Origin of the sequence: Kitasatospora sp. NPDC056783 (genome assembly GCF_042789895.1) — a bacterium.
In the GTDB taxonomy this organism is placed as follows: Bacteria; Actinomycetota; Actinomycetes; order Streptomycetales; family Streptomycetaceae; genus Kitasatospora.
The window spans coordinates 1-17478 of the sequence record NZ_JBHUAF010000165.1; the positions used below are offsets into that span (position 1 = coordinate 1).

Consider the following 17478-nt stretch of genomic DNA (forward strand, 5'->3'; position numbering starts at 1 on the left):
CAGTCTGACGCTGACCACCCGCCCCACCCCACTCACATGACGAATTCACGGCATCCAATGCGGAGCCCTTCCATGGAAGTTCAGATAACCGAGCTGGCGGCGAACGCGATCACGCACGGACGCGTTCCGGGGCGCGGGTTCGAGTTTCACCTCTCGCTCACCACCTTCGTGCGCCGGGGCATCACCCTCCGCATCGAGATCAGCGACCCCAGGGGCGACAGGGTCCCCACCCTCCCCACGAAGCTCCGCCCCAACTCCCAGTCCGGGCGCGGCCTCACCCTCGTCGACGCGCTCTCCGACCGCTGGGGCACCATTCCCCGTCACCCCAACTCCAAGACGGTCTGGTCCGAACTGGACCTCGTCCTCCCCGACGCCCTCTGACCCCCCGTGATACCGGAGGGCATACGACCTCACCCCCACCCCCAGCCCCCACCCCGTGACCCCGAGGGAGTGGGAAGTCGGCGAGCCCGACTTCCCACTCCCTCATTCGTATCCCTCCACCTGTCAGGATGCTCTCCAGGTGCGCCCCTGTGTGCCTCTCCCGAGGAGTCCGAATTTGCCCCGTCCCCGATTACTGCGGCCGATGCCGGCGCTGGGTGCCGTGCTCGCCCTCATCGGCCTCACGGGCTGTGCCGCGTCGCAACCCGCCACCAGACGGCCTGAGTTCAAGGTGCTCGTCTTCTCCAAGACCGGCGGCTACCGGCACGGCTCGATCCCCGCCGCCGTCCAGGCCGTCAAGGACCTGGGCGCCGCGAACGGGTTCGCGGTCGACGCCACCGAGGACGGCACCTTCTTCACTCCCGCCCGCCTCGCCGGCTACCGGGCCGTCGTCTTCGCCCTGACCTCCGGCAACGTCCTCGACGCCACCGAGAAGACCGCCTTCGAGGGCTACATCCGGGCCGGCGGCGGCTACGCGGGCCTTCACTCCGCCTCCGACACCGAGTTCGACTGGCCCTTCTACGGCCAGGTCGTCGGCGCCTACTTCAAGAGCCATCCCCACGGGCTGTTCCGGGCCCGGGTGGTCATCGAGGACCGGCACAACCCCAGCACCAGGCACCTGCCCGCCACGTGGGAGCGGTCGGACGAGTGGTACAACTTCCGTACCGACCCCAGGAACACCGTCCACGTCCTCGCCTCCCTCGACGAGTCCTCCTACGACCCGGGCCCCGACCGGATGGGCGACCACCCCATCACCTGGTGCCGTCGGATCCAGGGCGGCCGGTCCTGGTACACCGGCATGGGCCACGGCGAGGAGGCGTACGCCGATCCGGCCTTCCGCGCGATGCTCCTCGGCGGCATCCGCGTGGCGGCCGGGGCCGCCGAGGCCGACTGCGACCCGCCGGGGTCGCTCCCCGAACCTCAGTGAGGAGCGCCCTCCGTGATCATCCGCAGCTTCGAGCCGCAGGACCTCGCGCGGCTGACCGAACTCACCATCGAGACCTTCGGACCGTTCTACGAGAACTCCTTCCGGCCCCTGGTCGGCGAAGTCGTCTTCGCCCGCCAGCACGGCCGGTGGCGCGAGGACTACCGCACCCTGCTCGCCACCCTGTACACCCCGGAGCACGGCAAACACGTCGCCGTCGCGGACCTCGACGGAGCGATCGCGGGCTACGTGGGCTGGGAGATCGACCCCGCCCGCGAGCGCGGGACCATCGGCATCCTCGCCGTCGACCCACACCACCGCCGTGACCACCTGGCGACCGACCTGTGCGAGTACGCCTTCGGCCACATGCGCGACCACGGAGCCCGGTACGTCGAAATCGGCACCGGCGGCGACGAGTTCCACGGCCCGGCCAGGGAGCTGTACGAGAGCCTCGGGTGCGTCAAGCTGCCCGTGGCCGTGTACTTCCGCGAGCTGTAGCTGCCCGCTCCCTTAGGTGAGGTGCTCGATCAGGTCGGCGCCGCGCGTGGCCCCGCCGCTTCGCCGGATGGCTTGCCGCATTCCCGCGAGGTTGGCCCGTACCGTCGGGTCCGAGGCGACCCGGTCGATCGCCGCTCGCAGTGCTTCGGCGTTCACCGTGTCGGCGTCCAGGCGTTCGCCGAGCCCCAGCTCCGCCAGGCGTGCGGCGTTGGCGGCCTGCTCGGGCGTGCGGGGGACGGCGACGACACCGACCCCGTAGTGCAGCGCCTCCATGACGGAGTTCATGCCGGCGTGCGACACGAAGGCGGTGGCGTGACGGAGCACCGCGAGTTGGGGGAAGCGCGACCGGACGTCCACCCCGCTCGGGACGGCACCCAGCGCGGCGGCGTCCGTGCCGCCCACGGTCATCGCCACCTGCCACGGCCCGTCGGCGACGGCGGTCAGGCAGGCGCGGTAGAACGCCGGATCCCCGTTGAAGACGCTGCCCAGGGAGACGTACAGCAGCGGTGCCCCGGGGGCGGGCGGCGACCACCGCTCGGCCCGCTCGCGGCCGCCCATCGAGGGGCCGATGAAGTGGAAGCGCTCGTCGAAGCTGTCGGCGGCCGGCTGGAACTCCCGTGGGACGAACACCAGGTTGAGCCGGTCAGGCGTCGTCATGGTGTCGGCGACGCCGAGCGGGACGCCGTACTCGGCCGAGAAGGCCGCGCAGTCGGCGGCGAGCAGCGCCATCGCCGGATCATCGGCGTCGAGCCCCGCGGTCAACTGCCGGTCCAGCGAGTACGCCTCGTTCGAGGCCAGGTGGGGGAAGCACTGGACGCCGGGGATGCCCAGGCTCCTGGCGACGATCCGGGCGGGCCAGTTCGTCGTGTCGTAGCAGATGGCGTCCACCGGCTCCGAGGCGCAGTGCTGCCGCAGCACCGGGTACGTCGCGCTCAACGCCGCGAAGTAGTGGCGCAGCCAGGCGGCCACGGCCTCCGGGCCGATCGTCGACGGCGGCGTGAACGGCTCCAGCGGCGGCAGTTCCAGCCAGCGTGCCCCGGCACCGGTGACGGCGGCGGCGTGGCCCGCCTCGGTGGCGTAGTCCACCTGGTGCCCGCGCCGGACGAGTTCCTCGACCAGCGGCAGCGTCGGGTTGATGTGCCCGTGTCCGGTCAGGGTCACGAAGAGCAACTTCTTCACCATGGCGGCCACCCTGACAGCACCGGCGCCGCACCGCCATCGAGATTCCCGGCCCCGCAGCCGCCGCCGTGTCGCGGGGTGCCAGGCCCGGCCGGTGGCCTCGGCGGGCACGGTCGGGGAGACTGGACGCTCCGCGCCGGATGAGGGAGTTGCGATGCAGGTAGCCGTGGTGACGTTCGACGGGTTCAACGAGCTGGACAGCTTCATCGCGTCCGCGCTGATCAACCGCTGCCGCCCGGACGGCCTGGAGGCCTTCATCACCACGCCGACGCCGGTGGTCACCTCGATGAACGGCGTCGAGGTGACCGGGCAGCGCCCGATGGAGTTCGTCGCCGAGGCCGACGTGGTGCTGATCGGCAGCGGGGTGAAGACCCGCGACGTGGTCGCCGACAACCGCCTGCTCTCCGCGCTGCCGCTCGACCCGGCGCGGCAGCTGATCGGCTCCCAGTGCTCCGGCGCCCTCGTGCTGGCGCACCTCGGGCTGCTGGAGGGCCGGCCGGCCTGCACGGACCGGACGAGCCGGCCCTTCGTCGAGGCCCGGGGCGTCACGGTGCTGGACGCGCCGTTCCACGTCGAGGGGAACATCGCCACCGCCGGCGGCTGCCTGGCCTCCCAGTACCTCGCGGCCTGGGTGATCACCCGCACGCTCGGGGAGGAGGCCGCGCGCGGCGTACTGGACTACGTGGCGCCGGTGGGGGAGAACCTGGAGACCGTCGAGCGGGGGCTGCGGGCCGTTCGCACGGGTGAGCCGGTCCGGTCCTGACCTCGGGCGGCACGGTCAGCGGACGCTCTCCGTGGCGCTTGCCCGCAGCTCCCGGAGATCAGCCGGTGTGTTGACGGCGCGCCAGAAGCCCTCGGCGCGGTAGCCGGACAGCTGCCGCAGCCGTACCAGGTGCGGGAGGGTCGTGCGCGCGTGGTCCCCCTGGTCCGGCAGCAGCGGGACGACGCCGGGGGCGAAGGCGTACACGCCGCCGTTGACCACGCAGGCGGGTGGCGCGGCGAGCTCCTCGACCCTCCCGGAGTCGTCGCAGCGGACGGTGCCCCGGGGCAGCCGGGGCGGGACCAGGGCGACCGTGGCCAGGGCCCCGCAGCGCAGGTGGTGGGCGCCGAGTGCGGTGAGCGGGAAGTCCGTCCAGATGTCGCCGTAGACGGCGAACCACGCTTCCCGGGGCGCCGGGAGCGCGCGGGCGGCGAGCTTCAGCCCGCCGCCCCGCCCCAGCGGGCGCTCCTCCACGACCACGGTGGTGCGGACCGGCAGGGGCGCCGTGCGCACGTAGTCGGTGATCGCCTGCGAGCGGTAGCCCGCCGAGACGATCACCGTCTCCACGCCGGCGTCGGCGAACCGGTCGATCTGGTGGCGCAGCAGCGGCGTGCCGTTCACCTCGACCATCGCCTTGGGGCGCAGGTCCGTGTACGGGGCGAGCCGCCTGCCGCGTCCGCCCGCGAGGATCACGGCCTGGCGGATCACGGCCTGGCGGATCGGGGGCAGGGCCTCCGGAGAGCACATTCCCCGACCTCCCGGGAGCGACGGCACGGCGTGGCAACAGTGTCGGGGGCTTCGCGGTCCCGCTCGACGCGATGATCGGGTCTGGCCCAAGTGTGTTCGGGGGGAGTCGAATTCGGCCTCCCGAATCGCCCTTGTGGAATGCGGTCGACGGCAATTCCGATCAGCTCCGACGTTCGGGGCATCCGTGTTCCTAGGCTGCCGCCATGAGCATTCCCTCCGAACTCATCGGCAGCGTCCCGCGCTCCCCGGAGCTCCTCTCCGCCATCGCCGAACACGGGGCCGGGCGTCTCTCCGCCGCCGCGTTCGCCGAGGCCCGGCAGCGGGCCGTCCAGGACACCATCGCGCAGCTGGAGGCCCTCGGGTCGCCGGTCGTCACCGACGGCGACCAGACCAAGCCCAGCGCCTACACCTATCCGGTCGTCGGGGCCGACAACGTCAGCCCCGGCGGCGTCGTCCTGCCCTTCGCCGACGGGCACCAGCGGCAGCTGCCCGTCCTGACCTCCGGCCCCTTCCGCTACCAGGTGCACGCCGAGCAGTACCTGCGGGCCGCGCAGAAGTTCGCGACCGTCCCCGTGAAGCAGTCGGTCGTCTCGCCCTCGCTGCTCAGCCTGCTGTACCCGCCCGCCGGTGTCTCCGGATACTCGCACACCCAGTACATGGAGGACCTGATCGCGGGTGCGGAGGCGGACATCCGGGGCTGCCTCGACGCGGGGGCGCACGTCGTGCAGCTCGAACTCACCGAAGCCCGGCTGGCGTTGAAGCTCGACCCGAGCGGCGGCGTGCTGCACGAGTTCGTCGAGCTCAACAACATGGTGCTGGCCCGGTTCGGCGCGGCCGAGCGCGCCCGGATCGGCGTCCACACCGACCCCGGCGCCGACCAGGGCTCCACCCACAGCCTCGACATCGACTACGCGGAGCTGCTGCCCGAGCTGTTCAGGCTCACCGTGGGCAGCTTCTACCTGTCGCTGGCGAACGAGGCCGACCCGGAGCGGGTCCTGCGTATGGTCGCAGACCAACTCCCGTCCGAGGGGCGGGTGTTCGTTGGTGTCACCGACCCGAACGATCCGGTGGTGGAGAGCGCCGAGCAGGTGCGCGACCGGGTGCTGAACGCCGCCCGGCACCTGCCCGTGGAGCGGCTGGGCACCTGTGACGACAGCGGCTTCGCCTCCTTCGCCGACGACCTGTCCGTCTCCCGGGAGACCGCCTTCGCCAAGATCAGGGCCCGGCTGGAGGGGACGGCGTTGGCGGCGGAGGCGCTGGGGGTCTGACCCGAGGCCTCGTGTCTTGCCCTCCGGGTGAACCCTGACGCGAAATCAGGGAGCGGCGGCGTCCCGCCCCTGATGTCCGGCGCGGGCACGGCCGGAAGACTCGTCGCCGGGCCGGGAAGCACCGGTCCGGACGACGACCAGCCTGGAGCCGACCACACATGAACGCGAACGCGCACAAGAACCAGACCCGTTGGACCGTCCTGGCCGCCGCCGGAGCCCTGGCGGTCGCGCTGACGGTCGGGGCGGGTACGCCCGCGCTCGCCGTGGCGCCCGCTGCCGGGGTGTCATCGAGTGCGTCCGCACTCGCACCCCTGGACAGGGCGGCGGTCCGGGCCGCGCTCGACCGGCGGCCGGCCGCCGACGTCTCCGCCGGGTTCGTGCGGATCACCGGCTCCACGGGGAAGTTCGAGGGCGTTTCGGCGGAGCGCGGGATGGCCGTGGACCCGCAGGGCCGGTTCCGGATCGGGTCGGTCTCGAAGATCTTCACCGCCACCGTCGTTCTCCAACTCGCCGCCGAGGGACGGGTCGACCTGGACGCCGACGTCCGGCGGTACCTCTCGGACTTCCCGTACGAAGGGGTCACGGTCGGGCAGTTGCTCAACCACACCAGCGGACTGCCCAACGGCACCGGCATGCCCTGGGGGGACGGCAGCACCGGCTGGTTCGCCGAGCACAAGTTCGACTCGTTCGCCCCCGGGGAGGTCCTCGCCTCGATGAAGGGCCAGACGCTGGGCTTCGACCCCGGCACCGCCCAGCAGTACAACGGCATGAACACCTTCGTCGCCGGACTGGTGGTCGAGAAGGTCACCGGGCACCGCTACGCCGACGAACTGCGCGACCGGATCATCCGCCCGCTCGGCCTGCACGACACCTCCCTCCCGGACGGCGACGACCCGCGGCTGCGGCGCCCCGCGACCCGCCCGTACCTGACCGTCCCCGAAGCCGGCGGCGGCTCCCACCGGGTGGACGTGACCGAGCAGAGCCCGTGGCCCTGGGCCGAGGGCGGCATGATCTCCAGCGCCCCCGACCTCGACCGCTTCATGACCGCCCTGTTCCGGGGCCGCCTCCTCCCGCCTGCCCAGCAGGAGCTGCTGTTCACCGTCCCGGCCGTGCCGGTCGCCGAGCACAGCACCCACTGCCCGGGCGGCAAGGCGTGCATGAGCATGGGCCTGGAGAAGCTTGAGTCGGACGGCGTGGTGGCCTGGGGCAAGACCGGCGCCCGCCCCGGCTCCACCAGCGGCGTCTTCGCCACCCGCGACCTCTCCCGGACGGTCGTGTACTCGGTCGACCCGACGGCCCTGAACGGCGCCGAGATGCCGTACGTCCTCGGCCTGGTGACGTCCGCCTTCGGCGTGTCCTCCATCGGCTGACGGAACGCCTCGCACGGGAAGTCGGCCGGGCCGACTTCCCGCGCGGTGGTGGCGAGTGGGGTGGCGGCGGGTGGGGTCAGTGGGTGCCGTAGTAGTCGGCGATGGCGAAGAAAGCTTTCTTCGGATCCCAGGGAACCCCCGCGTACGTGCTGCCCATGCGGTCCTCGTAGGCCTTGACGATGCCGTAGCCGGCCAGGTCGAGGTCGTCGCGGGGGTCGCCGTCCGGGCGGTGGACGTGGTCGTAGAGGGCGAAGGTAGAAGACGAACGTGGCGTCGATGCCGCCGGCGTCGAAGGCCTCCAGCAGTTCGCGCACGTAGGCGGCCTGCCCGGCCTCGTCGCGCTGGTACGGGCCGTCGAGGCGGACCGGGCCGTGGTCGTCGTACTCGACCGCGTCGAGGCCGAGCGCGCCCCGGTCGCCGGCGCCGAGGTAGGTGGCGGCGCCGAACTCGGTGATGGCGACGGGTTTGCCCTGGCCGGTCAGGGCGCGGACGCCGTCGGCGAAGCGGTCGGCGGTCTCGGCGGAGCGGTAGAGGTCGAGTGAGACCAGGTCGAAGGGCTCCCAGTCGACGCGCTCCAGCGGTACCGCGGCGTAGGTGACGCGTCCGCCGAACCGCTCGCGGACGGTGGCCACCGCCCGGCCGAGGAACGCGTTGACCCGGTCGGCGACCGCCCCGAGGTGCTCGCGCACCTGCTCCGGCCGGGCGAGCAGGGCGACCCGTTCCGCCGTCGTGGAGCCGGGCAGGAAGCCCGGGTTCATCAGGCTCAGTTCGGCGCCGGTCACGAACACCACCTCGGCTCCGCGCCGCCGCAGCCGTTCCGCGCGCTCGGCGCAGTCGGCGAAGAGCTCCAGCATGGCGTCGGCGGTCAGTTCCAGCGGGTAGGGCGAGAACCAGACCTCCAGGCCGAGGTCGGCGGCGTACCCGGCGGCGAGTTCGATCCGCTCCGGGTCGCCGCCCATGACGCGGACGGCGGTGCAGTGCAGGTCGTCCCGGATGATCCGCAGCTCGCGTTCGACCACCTCCGGGTCGAACCGGTGCCGGGAGTACGCGCCGTTCTTCACGAAGCCGGTGTCGTAGCTGATTCCCTTGGCACGCATGTTCTTCCGCCTTTCCGGCGAGAGGAAATTTACGGTACGACCAGTACCCTAGTTGCCGACGCCTCGGTGCGGCAAGAAGGATGGGGGCGGTCTACGGAGAGGGCGACGGCATGGCCGGGCAGACGCGGCGGCGCGGGGCGGCGCTGGAGGAGGCGATCCTGCGGGCGGCGGTCGAGGAGCTGACCGGGTCCGGGTACGCCGGGCTGACCATGGACAAGGTCGCCGCCCGCGCCGGAACCAACAAGAACGCCATCTACCGCCGCTGGCCCAACCGGCTGGCCCTCGGCATCGCCGCCTACAAGCAGCTGGCGAAGACCGCCCCGCTCCCCGACACCGGTGAACTGCGCGGCGACGCACTGGAGTTGCTGCGCCAGGCGAACCGCCACTGGAGTTCCCCGCTGGGCGCCGTGCTGCGCGAACTGCTGGCCGCGGCCGGCGGTGCGGCGGAGTTCCTGGCGCAGTTGCAGGACCAGTCCGGCGACGCGGCGGCCGCGCCCTGGCTCACCGTCCTGGGGCGCGCGGTCGCCCGGGGCGAGCTGGCTCCCGAGGTGCTGCGCCCCCGGGTGGCGACGGTGGCGGTGGTGCTGTTGCGCAACGAGTTCGTGGTGCGCGGGGTGCCGACGGCGCCGGACGACGTCCTGGTGGAGATCGTGGACGAGGTGTACCTGCCCCTGCTGCGCGGGCGGCGCGGGTTGGGGCCGCAGGGCCTAGCGGGTGGCGTTCCCCCTGGTCAGTGAGTCGGTGAGGCGTTCTGCGGTGTTCGCGTCCAGGGCGTCGTGCCCGAGCAGGAAGCGGTACCAGAACACGCCGTAGACCTGGTCGGCGATGAGGTCCAGGTCGGTGTCCCCGGCGAGTTCGCCGCGCTCGCGCCCCTTGGCGAGCAGTTCGCGCAGCGCGGTGCGGCGGGTGGCGGTGAAGGTCCGCATCAGGTCGGCGAGGTGCGGGTCGCGGGCGGCCTCGCGGGCGACGGTGCGCAGCGCGGAGGCGGTGGTGTCGCGCTGGGCGGCGTCGAAGGTGGTGGCGATGAAGGCGTGGAGGTCGGTGCGCAGATCGCCGGTGTCGGGGCCGTGGACGTCCTGGCCGGCGCGGTCGGTGAGGGCGTCGAGCAGGACGGCGCCCTTGGAGGGCCACCACCGGTAGACGGTCTGCTTGCCGACGCCGGCCGTCCGGGCGATGGCGTCGATGGTGACGGGCGTGCCGTCGGACTCGGCGAGCAGGCGGAGCGCGGCGTCGAGGATCGCCCGGTGGGCGGCCTCGTTGCGTCGGCGTCCGGTGTGCGGTCGGGCGGTCGGGGCTTCATCGGCCTCGGCGGCCTCAGTGGCCTCAGTGACTTCGACGGCTTCGACGGCTTCGGTGGCCTTGGTTCCGCTCATTGTGCTCCCTCTCCTCCGGCCCCCCGCTTGACAAGACTAACAGTCTCGATAACCATCATTACCGGAACTGACGGTCTCGACAAGTCGAAAGGCCCCACCACCATGAGCACTGCGTCAAACCTCTTCGCCGGACAGCGCGTCGTCGTGATGGGCGGCAGCTCGGGCATCGGCGAGGCGGCGGCCACCGCCTTCGCCGCTGACGGCGCCGAGGTCGTGGTCACCGGCCGCGACCGCGACCGGCTGGACGCCGCCGTCTCCCGGATCGGCGGCAAGAGCAGCGGTCGGCAGCTGGACGCGGCCGATCCGGCCGCCCTCGCCGCCTTCTTCGCCGAGACCGGCACGGTCGACCACCTGGTCGTCGCGGTCAGCGGCGCGGCCGGCAGCGGTCCGTTCGCCGGGCTCGACCTGGACGAACTCGCGGCCGGTTTCGACGGCAAGTTCTGGCCGCAGGTGCGCGTCCTCCAGGCGGCGCTGCCGCACCTGCGTCAGGACGGATCGGTCACCCTGATCACCGCGGCCTCGGCCCGGGCCGCCTTCCCCGGCACCGCCGGACTGGCCGCCATCAACGGCGCGTTGGAGGCGATGGTCCCGCCGCTGGCCGTCGAGCTCGCCCCGCTGCGGGTCAACGCCGTCTCGCCCGGCGTGATCGACACCCCGTGGTGGGACCGCGTTCCGGCCGAGCAGCGGGCCGCGCTGTTCGAGGGCCTCGCCGCCACCACCCCGGCCGGCCGGGTCGGCCGGGCCGAGGACGTCGCCCGGGCGATCCACCTGCTCGCGGCCAACGGTTTCGTCACCGGGGTGGTGCTCGACTGCACCGGCGGCGCCAACCTGCCCACCGGGCGCTGAACCGGGTGCTGCACTGGCCGATCAGGCGCCGACCCGGGCTCCGGCTCGGGCGGCCGGGCCGTTGTCACTGGTCACGCTTACGCTTCGGCCGTGAACGTTCCCGAGGTCATCCCGATCAGCCACCGGCCCGACTACCGCACCGACACCATCGGCCGGTGGCAGGGCGGCCAGTTCCTCGCCTCGGCCCTCTGCCTCGGTGCCCGGTCCTACGCCGTCCTCCACCAGTTCGACGCCGCCGGCCGCCACCTCGACTCGCGGATACGCGCCACCGGCGAGGCGGCGGAGGCCGCGCGGCTGCTGGGGGAGTGGCTCGACGCCCTGCCCGGCCGGGAGTACGGGGACATCGCGATCGCCCCGTTCGCCGTGCACCATGACGGCGAGCTGTTCGGCCTGGTCCGTGAGGACTACGAGGAGGACGAGGTGGAGGAGGACGAGCGGGTGCACTTCGAGCTGTACCCGGACGGCCTCGGCTTCGACGCGCCGTGGTGCGGCTGCTACGACACCTGAGCAGCCGCACCGTACGCCCCGGGGGTGCTCAGCCCGCGTACTGGTTGAGGATCTTCGCGAACTCGTACGGCTGCTGCGGGATGTTGGTGCACTTGGACAGCGAGCCGCCGGTGCAGGCGTTGGCGTCCCGGGTGGCGTCCCAGAAGGCGAGCATCCCGAGGTGGTTCTGCTTGGCGAAGGTCACCAACTGCTGGGCGGCGGCCTGGTTGTAGATCTGGTGGTCGTCGTTCTCGCCGATCATCGGGGTGACGCCGACCATGGCCCACAGCTGGGCGTCGCTCTTCGCCGGGTAGAGGGCCTTGAGCTGGCCGAACAGCGACTGCGCGGCCTGGACGGCGGCGTTGCCGTAGTCGGTCCCGGTCCGGTAGTAGTCCATCGCCATGATGTTGACCACGTCGACGGCCACCCCGGCGTCCCGGGCGGACTTGACGATGGCGACGCCCTCGGCGGTCAGGCCCTCGGGCAGCACGGGCAGGGTGAAGGAGACCTTCAGCCCCGGGTGGGCCTGCTGGAGCTTGGCGAGCGCGGCGGAGCGGCGGTCGTTGGAGGCGGTGTCGGCGATGGCCGCGCCCTCGATGTCGAAGTCGACGTAGCGCAGGTTGTAGGCGCTCACCACGGCGTCGTACTCGGCGAACAGCGAGTCCACCGTGGTGCAGGCGGCGGCGAGTTCGGTGCCGGAGGCGCCGCCGAAGGAGACCTTGACGTCGCCGCCGGCCGCGCGCAGCGCGTCCACCTGGTCCTTGGCCCAGGCGGTGCGCGGGTCGTAGGCGTTGAACCAGCTGGCCTTGCAGCCGACGCCGGTGACGAAGCCCATCGTGTAGCCCTTGAGGCCGCCGGCCTTGGCCATGTCGGGCATCGACGGGGTGGGCCAGGCGCCCATGTCGATGTACGGGGCGACCGGGAGCGTGACGTTCGGCGGCGGGGTGGAGGGGCCGCCGGTGGGCGTGCCGGTCGGGCTCGGCGGGGTCGAACTCGGCGGCGGGGTGGACGGGTTGCCGCCGCCGGGGCCGGTCAGCGCGATGTCGTCGGCGAGGTAGCCGCCCTGTCCGTACCAGCCGTGCAGGTAGACGGTGACGCTGGTGGTGGCCGGTCCGGTGGTGAAACTGGTGGACAGCTGCTGCCAGTTGGGCCCGCCGGCGGTCCAGACGGCCGGATCGGTGACGCCGCTGCCGGTGGCGCCGAGGTAGACGTACTGGCCCTGCACCCACGCGCTGAGGTTGTAGGTGGTGTTGGGCTGGACGCTGACGGTCTGGCCGCACTGGGCGGTGTCGCTCGCGCCCACCGCGCCCTTGAGTGCGTAAGTACCGCTGTGTGCACCGGAGTTGACCACGCTCCCGGTTCCGGCGGAACAGCTCCAGGGGCTGAGCGCGCCGCTTTCCAGGCCGCCGTTGGCGAGCAGGTTGCCGTCGGCGGCGCCGGCGTTCCCGGCGAGGACGGTCAGGCCGCCGGCGGCGAGCGCGGTGGCCGCGGCCAGGCTCAGCAGGGTGGTTCGGCGGGCGGGGCGGCCGTGCGTGCGGGCATGCGGAATCGCGCTGGGCATGTGGGGTGCCTCTCGGGACGTGGTGGCCGCCCGCGCCGCGAGGGGGGGCGCGGGGCGGGCGGCGGCCTGGGGGTGGTCCGATGCGGGGAGGAGCGCGGTGCTGAGCATCAAACTGGACTAGACCAGCTGTGCACGTCAAGCGCTTCCCGGGCCCGGACGCGTCACCGGAAGCAGGTTTGGGGAACTGTTGGGACGGGGGTGGGGAGGCCTTGGGGTGATCGGTTGGAGGCGATGAGCCGATGATCTGCTGCACACAGAGCGTCGGCCGTCCGGGTGGCCCTGCCAAGACCGGACGAGCGGCGTCCGGTGGTGCGCGAGGTCGGTGAACTGGCTCCCGCGCGCCGGTTTGACGGCTGGTCACCCTTGGTGGCCCGGCGGAACGTCCGGTGGCGAACGGCCGCGAACGGTGGCGAACGACGAGGAGTCGACGGCCGGAGCTCCGGAGCGGTGGTGAGACCGGGGCGCGCGCCCCGCTCGCACCACCGCTCCGCGAGGACTTGACCTTGAGCGCACTCCAAGGTGAAAGCTGAACCCGTTGATCGTTCACCGCCGCGGGAAACCGCGGAACCCCACGATGGGAGCACCGTCATGCGCAAGGCCCCGTTCGGTAACAGCGGCCCCGAGATCGGCGTCATCGGCCTCGGCTGCATGGGAATGACCTGGGCCTACGACGTCGGCAACCGGGACGACGAGAACTCGGTCCGGGTGATCCGGCAGGCGCTGGACCTCGGCGTCGGCCTGATCGACACCGCCGACATGTACGGCCCGTACACCAACGAGGAGGTGGTCGGCGCCGCGCTGGCCGGCCCGTACCGGGAGCGCGCCTTCCTGGCCACCAAGGTGGGCATCGTGCCGGGCGGCGCGGGCCAGCACGAGCGCGACGGGCGGCCCGAGCACGTCCGCCGCTCGATCGACGAGAGCCTGCGCCGGCTGGGCACCGACCACGTCGACCTCTACCAGCTGCACCGGGTCGACCCGGAGGTCCCGATCGAGGAGACCTGGGGTGCGTTCGCCGAGGTCGTCGCGGCGGGCAAGGCGCGGAGCATCGGCCTCTCCGAGGCCACGGTCGAGGAGATCAAGCGGGCGCAGAGCGTGCACCCGGTGGCCTCGGTGCAGTCCGAGCTGTCGCTGTGGACCCGGGACGCGCTGGCCGAGGTGCTGCCGTACACCGAGTCGCAGGGCATCGCCTTCCTGCCGTTCTCGCCGCTCGGCCGGGGCTTCCTCACCGGCGGCATCACCTCCGTCGACGAGTTGCCCGCCGACGACTTCCGCCGCCGGCTGCCGCGCTTCCAGCAGGACGCGCTGAACGCCAACCTGGCGCTGGTCGGGAAGGTCCGGGCGGTCGCCGAGCGGATCGGCGCCAGCCCCGCGCGGGTCGCGCTGGCCTGGGTGCTGGCGCAGGGCCGCTACGTCTTCCCGATCCCGGGCACCAGGACGCCGCGCTACCTGGTGGACAACGTGGGCGCGGCCGGGGTCGAGCTCTCGGCGGCGGACCTGGCCGAGCTGGACGCGCTGCCGGCCGCGACCGGCGGGCGCTACTGAGGCCGGGTGCCGGGGGGCGGCTGCCGCAGGGGCGGGGCGCTATCGAGACCGGGCGCTGTGGAGGCCGGGTGCCGGGGCGGCCGGGCCTACGAGGGCCCGTCCGGGAGCGGGCGGTCCCTGACCCACACCAGCTGCCGTCCGGTCTCGGCCGGAGCCCGGACGGCGGCCCGGGTGATCCGGTCCAGCCGGTAGCCGAGCTTGCGCGGGACGGCCGCGCTGGCGCCGTTCGCCCGGTCGCAGTGGATCTCCACCCGGGTGATCCCGGGCAGCGCCAGCGCGGCCCCGGTCAGCGCACCGGCCGCGGCGGTGGCGATGCCCCGGCCGACGTGCCCGGCGGCGACCCAGTAGCCGAGCTCCAGAGCGCCCGGGCCGATCCGCCCGTGCAGGCCGAAGGCGCCGATCACGCTGCCGGGTTCGGCGTCCAGGCCGGCCAGGTACATGAAGTCGGTGCCGGCTTCCCAGGCGGCGGCGCCGGCCCTGGTCAGCTCGGCGGTCTGGGCCCGGGAGGGGGCCTCGGCCGCCCACTCCATCCAGGGCCGCAGATGGTCCAGGTTGGCGCGGACGGCCTGGTTGAGCGCCGCCGTGTGGGTGCTGCGGCGGCGGCGCAGCCAGAGTCCGCCGGGCAGTCGCAGCCGTTCCGGCGGCCGTCCGGTGGTCACCTCCGCCACCGTCGCGATCTCCGCCACCGTCGTCATCGGTGGCGGTGCGAGGCCGGCCGCCGGAGGGGGGCCACAGGACCGTGGCTGTGCCTGGCTCATGGCGGCGATTATGTCCTCGGCCAGGACCTGTCACCATCCGCCGTCCCTCCGGCAGCGGGCGCGCGCGGCCCCGGTGCTCGGCCCGCGCGCCCCGGCGCCCCGGTACACGGCCTCACGCGCTCCCGTGTGCGGCCCCGCGCCCCCCGGCGGTCAGAGCCGGACCATCACCTCGTCGAGCTCCTTGCGCCGCAGGTCCGGCACGCGCGCCCCCTCGGCCGGGTAACCGACCGGGATCACGTACGCCGCGCGCTCCTCCGCGGGGCGGTCGCACACCTCGTTGAGGAACCTCATCGGGCTCGGCGTGTGGGTCAGCGTCGCCAGCCCGGCCTGGTGCAGCGAGGCCAGCAGCAGCCCGACCGCGATCCCCACCGACTCCTTGGTGTAGTACGGGCGCGGCGAGTCGGGGCCCTTGTGCACCTCGAACACGACGATCACGGCCGGCGCGTCCTCCAGGAACGGCTTGCGCCAGTCGGTGCCGATCGGGGCGAGCGCGGCCAGCCACTCCTCCGAGGCCCGGTGGCCGTAGAACTCGCGCTCCTCGGCCTCGGCCGCCTCGCGCAGCAGCCGCTTGCGCTCCGGGTCGGTGATCACCACGAACCGCCAGGGCTGTACGTGCGCGCCGCTGGGCGCGGTGCTCGCGGTCCGGACCGCCCACTCGATCACCCCGTCCGGGAGCGGGCGGGTGGAGTAGTCGCGGACGGTCCGGCGCTGGGCCATCACGTCGTGGAAGGACCTGCTGCGGGCCTCGGCCTCGTGGGCGGGCACCGTCATGGGGGTGAGCGGGACGGTCGGGTGGGACGTCCCCGCCACGGCGATGTCTGTGCTGTCAACCATGGCGGACAGCACAGCACATGACGGCCCCTCCGGGAAGAGGTCCGGACCGACAGGTATAGACCGACAGGTACAGACCGGGAGGTACAGACCGGGAGGTGGAGACCGATCGGCGGACCGGTGGCGGCCTACAGCTCGTGCACCCGCCCGTCCCGGACCTCGATCCGCCGGTTCACCGTCACCGCGTCCAGCATCCGCCGGTCGTGGGTGACCAGCAGCAGGGTGCCGGTGTACGAGCCGAGCGCGGACTCCAACTGCTCGATCGCGGGCAGGTCCAGGTGGTTGGTGGGCTCGTCCAGGACCAGCAGGTTGACCCCGCGGGCCTGGAGCAGCGCCAGCGCGGCCCGGGTGCGCTCACCGGGGGAGAGGGTGCCGGCCGGGCGCAGCACGTGCACCGCCTTGAGGCCGAACTTGGCCAGCAGGGTGCGCACCTCCTCCGGCGAGAGCTCCGGCACGGCGGCCGCGAAGGCGTCCGCCAGCGGCTCGCCGCCGAGGAACAGTCCGCGCGCCTGGTCCACCTCGCCGACCACCACGCCGGAGCCCAGCGAGGCGCTGCCGCCGTCGAGTTCGAGGCGGCCGAGCAGCGCGGCCAGCAGGGTGGACTTGCCCGCGCCGTTGGCGCCGGTGATGGCGACCCGGTCGGCCCAGTCGATCTGGAGGTCCACCGGGCCGAAGGCGAAGTCGCCGCGCCGCACGCTCGCCCCGCGCAGGGTGGCGACCACCGAGCCGGAGCGCGGCGCGGTGGCGATCTCCATCCGCAGCTCCCACTCCTTGCGGGGCTCCTCGACCACGTCCAGCCGCTCGATCATCCGCTGGGTCTGCCGGGCCTTGGCGGCCTGCTTCTCGGTGGACTCGGTGCGCATCGCGCGCCCGATCTTGTCGTTGTCGGAGGACTTGCGGCGGGCGTTGCGCACGCCGTTCTCCATCCAGCCGCGCTGCATCCGGGCGCGGGCCTCCAGCGAGGACTTGGTGTCGGCGTACTCCTCGTACTCCTCACGGGCGTGCCGACGGGCCACCGCCCGCTCCTCCAGGTACGCGTCGTAGCCGCCGCCGTACAGGTTGACCTGCTGCTGGTGCAGGTCCAGCTCCAGCACCTTGGTGACGGTACGGGCCAGGAACTCGCGGTCGTGGCTGATCAGCACGGTGCCCGCGCGCAGGCCCTTGACGAAGGACTCCAGCCGCTCCAGGCCGTCCAGGTCGAGGTCGTTGGTGGGCTCGTCGAGCAGGAAGACGTCGTAGCGGGAGAGCAGCAGCGAGGCGAGGCCGGCCCGGGCGGCCTGGCCGCCGGACAGGGCGGTCATCGGCAGGTCCAGCGAGACCTTCAGCCCGAGCGAGTCGGCGACCTCCTCGGCGCGCTCGTCCAGGTCGGCGCCGCCCAGGTCCAGCCAGCGCTCCAGGCCGACGGCGTACGCGTCGTCGGCGCCCGCCCGGCCCTCGACCAGGCCCTCGGTGGCCTCGTCCAGCTCGGCCTGGGCGGCCGCGACGCCGGTGCGGCGGGCCAGGAACTCGCGCACCGACTCGCCCTCGCGCCGCTCCGGCTCCTGCGGCAGGTGGCCGACGTTGGCGTTCGCCGGGCTCAGCCGCAGCGAGCCGCCCTCGGGGGTGTCCAGGCCGGCCAGCAGCCGCAGCAGGGTCGACTTGCCGGCGCCGTTCACGCCGACCAGGCCGATCACGTCGCCGGGGGCGACCACCAGGTCCAGGCCGGAGAAGAGGGTGCGTTCGCCGTGGCCGGCGCTGAGGTCCTTGACTACGAGTGTCGCGCTCATGATGGGGCCGATTGTAGGAGGAGCGGGCCCGGC

At 73.0% G+C, this 17478-nt stretch carries 17 protein-coding genes and 1 pseudogene; 10 read left to right on the top strand and 8 right to left on the bottom strand.

What is annotated here, in order from left to right:
• The first annotated feature begins 72 nt into the window (after nt 1-72).
• The 3 genes from ACFRMQ_RS22835 (at nt 73) to ACFRMQ_RS22845 (ending at nt 1861) form a co-directional block, all read left to right on the top strand.
• On the top strand, nt 73-381 hold the full coding sequence (locus ACFRMQ_RS22835) for an ATP-binding protein (RefSeq protein ID WP_380732400.1): 309 nt from the start codon (nt 73-75) through the stop codon (nt 379-381).
• Between the two features lie 202 nt (nt 382-583).
• Nucleotides 584-1366: a ThuA domain-containing protein gene (locus tag ACFRMQ_RS22840; protein ID WP_380732401.1), complete on the top strand. Its 783-nt coding sequence runs from the start codon at nt 584-586 to the stop codon at nt 1364-1366.
• 12 nt (nt 1367-1378) lie between these two features.
• Nucleotides 1379-1861 (top strand): GNAT family N-acetyltransferase, encoded by a 483-nt coding sequence (locus ACFRMQ_RS22845; RefSeq protein ID WP_380732402.1) that lies wholly within the window; start codon nt 1379-1381, stop codon nt 1859-1861.
• A gap of 12 nt (nt 1862-1873) precedes the next feature.
• Here ACFRMQ_RS22845 and ACFRMQ_RS22850 read toward each other — a convergent pair whose 3' ends face one another.
• Nucleotides 1874-3043, bottom strand: coding sequence for a macrolide family glycosyltransferase (locus ACFRMQ_RS22850; RefSeq protein ID WP_380732403.1), 1170 nt, complete (start codon nt 3041-3043; stop codon nt 1874-1876).
• 151 nt (nt 3044-3194) lie between these two features.
• On the opposite strand from ACFRMQ_RS22850, the gene ACFRMQ_RS22855 reads away from it, so the two are divergent.
• Entirely contained in the window at nt 3195-3803 is a 609-nt protein-coding gene (locus ACFRMQ_RS22855) for a DJ-1/PfpI family protein (RefSeq protein WP_380732404.1), read from the top strand.
• 15 nt (nt 3804-3818) lie between these two features.
• Here the strand turns inward: ACFRMQ_RS22855 and ACFRMQ_RS22860 are convergent, their stop codons facing one another.
• On the bottom strand, nt 3819-4547 hold the full coding sequence (locus ACFRMQ_RS22860; RefSeq protein ID WP_380732405.1) for an NDP-sugar synthase: 729 nt from the start codon (nt 4545-4547) through the stop codon (nt 3819-3821).
• Between the two features lie 203 nt (nt 4548-4750).
• Here ACFRMQ_RS22860 and ACFRMQ_RS22865 point away from each other — a divergent pair, with 203 nt between their 5' ends.
• Complete coding sequence (locus ACFRMQ_RS22865) at nt 4751-5815, top strand: 5-methyltetrahydropteroyltriglutamate--homocysteine methyltransferase (RefSeq protein ID WP_380732406.1); 1065 nt, start codon at nt 4751-4753, stop codon at nt 5813-5815.
• A gap of 158 nt (nt 5816-5973) precedes the next feature.
• The gene (locus ACFRMQ_RS22870) at nt 5974-7185 is read left to right on the top strand and encodes a serine hydrolase domain-containing protein (RefSeq protein WP_380732407.1); all 1212 of its coding nucleotides are present in this window, start codon (nt 5974-5976) and stop codon (nt 7183-7185) included.
• A 76-nt stretch (nt 7186-7261) separates the two neighbouring features.
• Here the strand turns inward: ACFRMQ_RS22870 and ACFRMQ_RS22875 are convergent.
• Nucleotides 7262-8282: pseudogene (locus ACFRMQ_RS22875) on the bottom strand (hypothetical protein).
• Nucleotides 8283-8392: 110 nt separating this feature from the next.
• On the opposite strand from ACFRMQ_RS22875, the gene ACFRMQ_RS22880 reads away from it, so the two are divergent.
• Nucleotides 8393-9019 (top strand): TetR/AcrR family transcriptional regulator, encoded by a 627-nt coding sequence (locus tag ACFRMQ_RS22880; protein WP_380732408.1) that lies wholly within the window; start codon nt 8393-8395, stop codon nt 9017-9019.
• Here the strand turns inward: ACFRMQ_RS22880 and ACFRMQ_RS22885 are convergent.
• On the bottom strand, nt 8990-9655 hold the full coding sequence (locus ACFRMQ_RS22885; protein WP_380732409.1) for a TetR/AcrR family transcriptional regulator: 666 nt from the start codon (nt 9653-9655) through the stop codon (nt 8990-8992). The two genes, ACFRMQ_RS22880 and ACFRMQ_RS22885, sit on opposite strands and share 30 nt — an antisense overlap.
• 102 nt (nt 9656-9757) lie before the next feature.
• Here ACFRMQ_RS22885 and ACFRMQ_RS22890 point away from each other — a divergent pair, with 102 nt between their 5' ends.
• Both ACFRMQ_RS22890 and ACFRMQ_RS22895 read left to right on the top strand, forming a co-directional pair.
• The gene (locus ACFRMQ_RS22890) at nt 9758-10501 is read left to right on the top strand and encodes an SDR family oxidoreductase (RefSeq protein ID WP_380732410.1); all 744 of its coding nucleotides are present in this window, start codon (nt 9758-9760) and stop codon (nt 10499-10501) included.
• 90 nt (nt 10502-10591) lie between these two features.
• Nucleotides 10592-11008: a hypothetical protein gene (locus ACFRMQ_RS22895; RefSeq protein ID WP_380732411.1), complete on the top strand. Its 417-nt coding sequence runs from the start codon at nt 10592-10594 to the stop codon at nt 11006-11008.
• Between the two features lie 28 nt (nt 11009-11036).
• On the opposite strand, the gene ACFRMQ_RS22900 is transcribed toward ACFRMQ_RS22895, so the two are convergent.
• Nucleotides 11037-12548: a carbohydrate binding domain-containing protein gene (locus ACFRMQ_RS22900; RefSeq protein WP_380732412.1), complete on the bottom strand. Its 1512-nt coding sequence runs from the start codon at nt 12546-12548 to the stop codon at nt 11037-11039.
• A gap of 588 nt (nt 12549-13136) precedes the next feature.
• Here ACFRMQ_RS22900 and ACFRMQ_RS22905 point away from each other — a divergent pair.
• Nucleotides 13137-14090, top strand: coding sequence for an aldo/keto reductase (locus ACFRMQ_RS22905; RefSeq protein ID WP_380732413.1), 954 nt, complete (start codon nt 13137-13139; stop codon nt 14088-14090).
• A gap of 86 nt (nt 14091-14176) precedes the next feature.
• Here the strand turns inward: ACFRMQ_RS22905 and ACFRMQ_RS22910 are convergent, their stop codons facing one another.
• The 3 genes from ACFRMQ_RS22910 to ACFRMQ_RS22920 form a co-directional block, all read right to left on the bottom strand.
• A complete protein-coding gene (locus tag ACFRMQ_RS22910) occupies nt 14177-14785 on the bottom strand; it encodes a GNAT family N-acetyltransferase (protein WP_380732414.1) in 609 nt (202 codons plus the stop codon).
• A gap of 213 nt (nt 14786-14998) precedes the next feature.
• Nucleotides 14999-15682, bottom strand: coding sequence for a nitroreductase family protein (locus ACFRMQ_RS22915; protein WP_380732415.1), 684 nt, complete (start codon nt 15680-15682; stop codon nt 14999-15001).
• A 125-nt stretch (nt 15683-15807) separates the two neighbouring features.
• Complete coding sequence (locus ACFRMQ_RS22920) at nt 15808-17445, bottom strand: ABC-F family ATP-binding cassette domain-containing protein (RefSeq protein ID WP_380732416.1); 1638 nt, start codon at nt 17443-17445, stop codon at nt 15808-15810.
• Between the last annotated feature and the right edge of the window lie 33 nt (nt 17446-17478).

Coding starts and splice junctions, on each gene's coding strand:
- ACFRMQ_RS22835 (WP_380732400.1), top strand. CDS start 73: ATGGAAGTTCAGATAACCGAGCTGGCGGCGAACGCGATCACGCACGGA.
- ACFRMQ_RS22840 (WP_380732401.1), top strand. CDS start 584: ATGCCGGCGCTGGGTGCCGTGCTCGCCCTCATCGGCCTCACGGGCTGT.
- ACFRMQ_RS22850 (WP_380732403.1), bottom strand. CDS start 3,043: ATGGTGAAGAAGTTGCTCTTCGTGACCCTGACCGGACACGGGCACATC.
- ACFRMQ_RS22855 (WP_380732404.1), top strand. CDS start 3,195: ATGCAGGTAGCCGTGGTGACGTTCGACGGGTTCAACGAGCTGGACAGC.
- ACFRMQ_RS22860 (WP_380732405.1), bottom strand. CDS start 4,547: ATGTGCTCTCCGGAGGCCCTGCCCCCGATCCGCCAGGCCGTGATCCGC.
- ACFRMQ_RS22865 (WP_380732406.1), top strand. CDS start 4,751: ATGAGCATTCCCTCCGAACTCATCGGCAGCGTCCCGCGCTCCCCGGAG.
- ACFRMQ_RS22870 (WP_380732407.1), top strand. CDS start 5,974: ATGAACGCGAACGCGCACAAGAACCAGACCCGTTGGACCGTCCTGGCC.
- ACFRMQ_RS22880 (WP_380732408.1), top strand. CDS start 8,393: ATGGCCGGGCAGACGCGGCGGCGCGGGGCGGCGCTGGAGGAGGCGATC.
- ACFRMQ_RS22885 (WP_380732409.1), bottom strand. CDS start 9,655: ATGAGCGGAACCAAGGCCACCGAAGCCGTCGAAGCCGTCGAAGTCACT.
- ACFRMQ_RS22890 (WP_380732410.1), top strand. CDS start 9,758: ATGAGCACTGCGTCAAACCTCTTCGCCGGACAGCGCGTCGTCGTGATG.
- ACFRMQ_RS22900 (WP_380732412.1), bottom strand. CDS start 12,548: ATGCCCAGCGCGATTCCGCATGCCCGCACGCACGGCCGCCCCGCCCGC.
- ACFRMQ_RS22905 (WP_380732413.1), top strand. CDS start 13,137: ATGCGCAAGGCCCCGTTCGGTAACAGCGGCCCCGAGATCGGCGTCATC.
- ACFRMQ_RS22910 (WP_380732414.1), bottom strand. CDS start 14,785: ATGACGACGGTGGCGGAGATCGCGACGGTGGCGGAGGTGACCACCGGA.
- ACFRMQ_RS22915 (WP_380732415.1), bottom strand. CDS start 15,682: ATGGTTGACAGCACAGACATCGCCGTGGCGGGGACGTCCCACCCGACC.
- ACFRMQ_RS22920 (WP_380732416.1), bottom strand. CDS start 17,445: ATGAGCGCGACACTCGTAGTCAAGGACCTCAGCGCCGGCCACGGCGAA.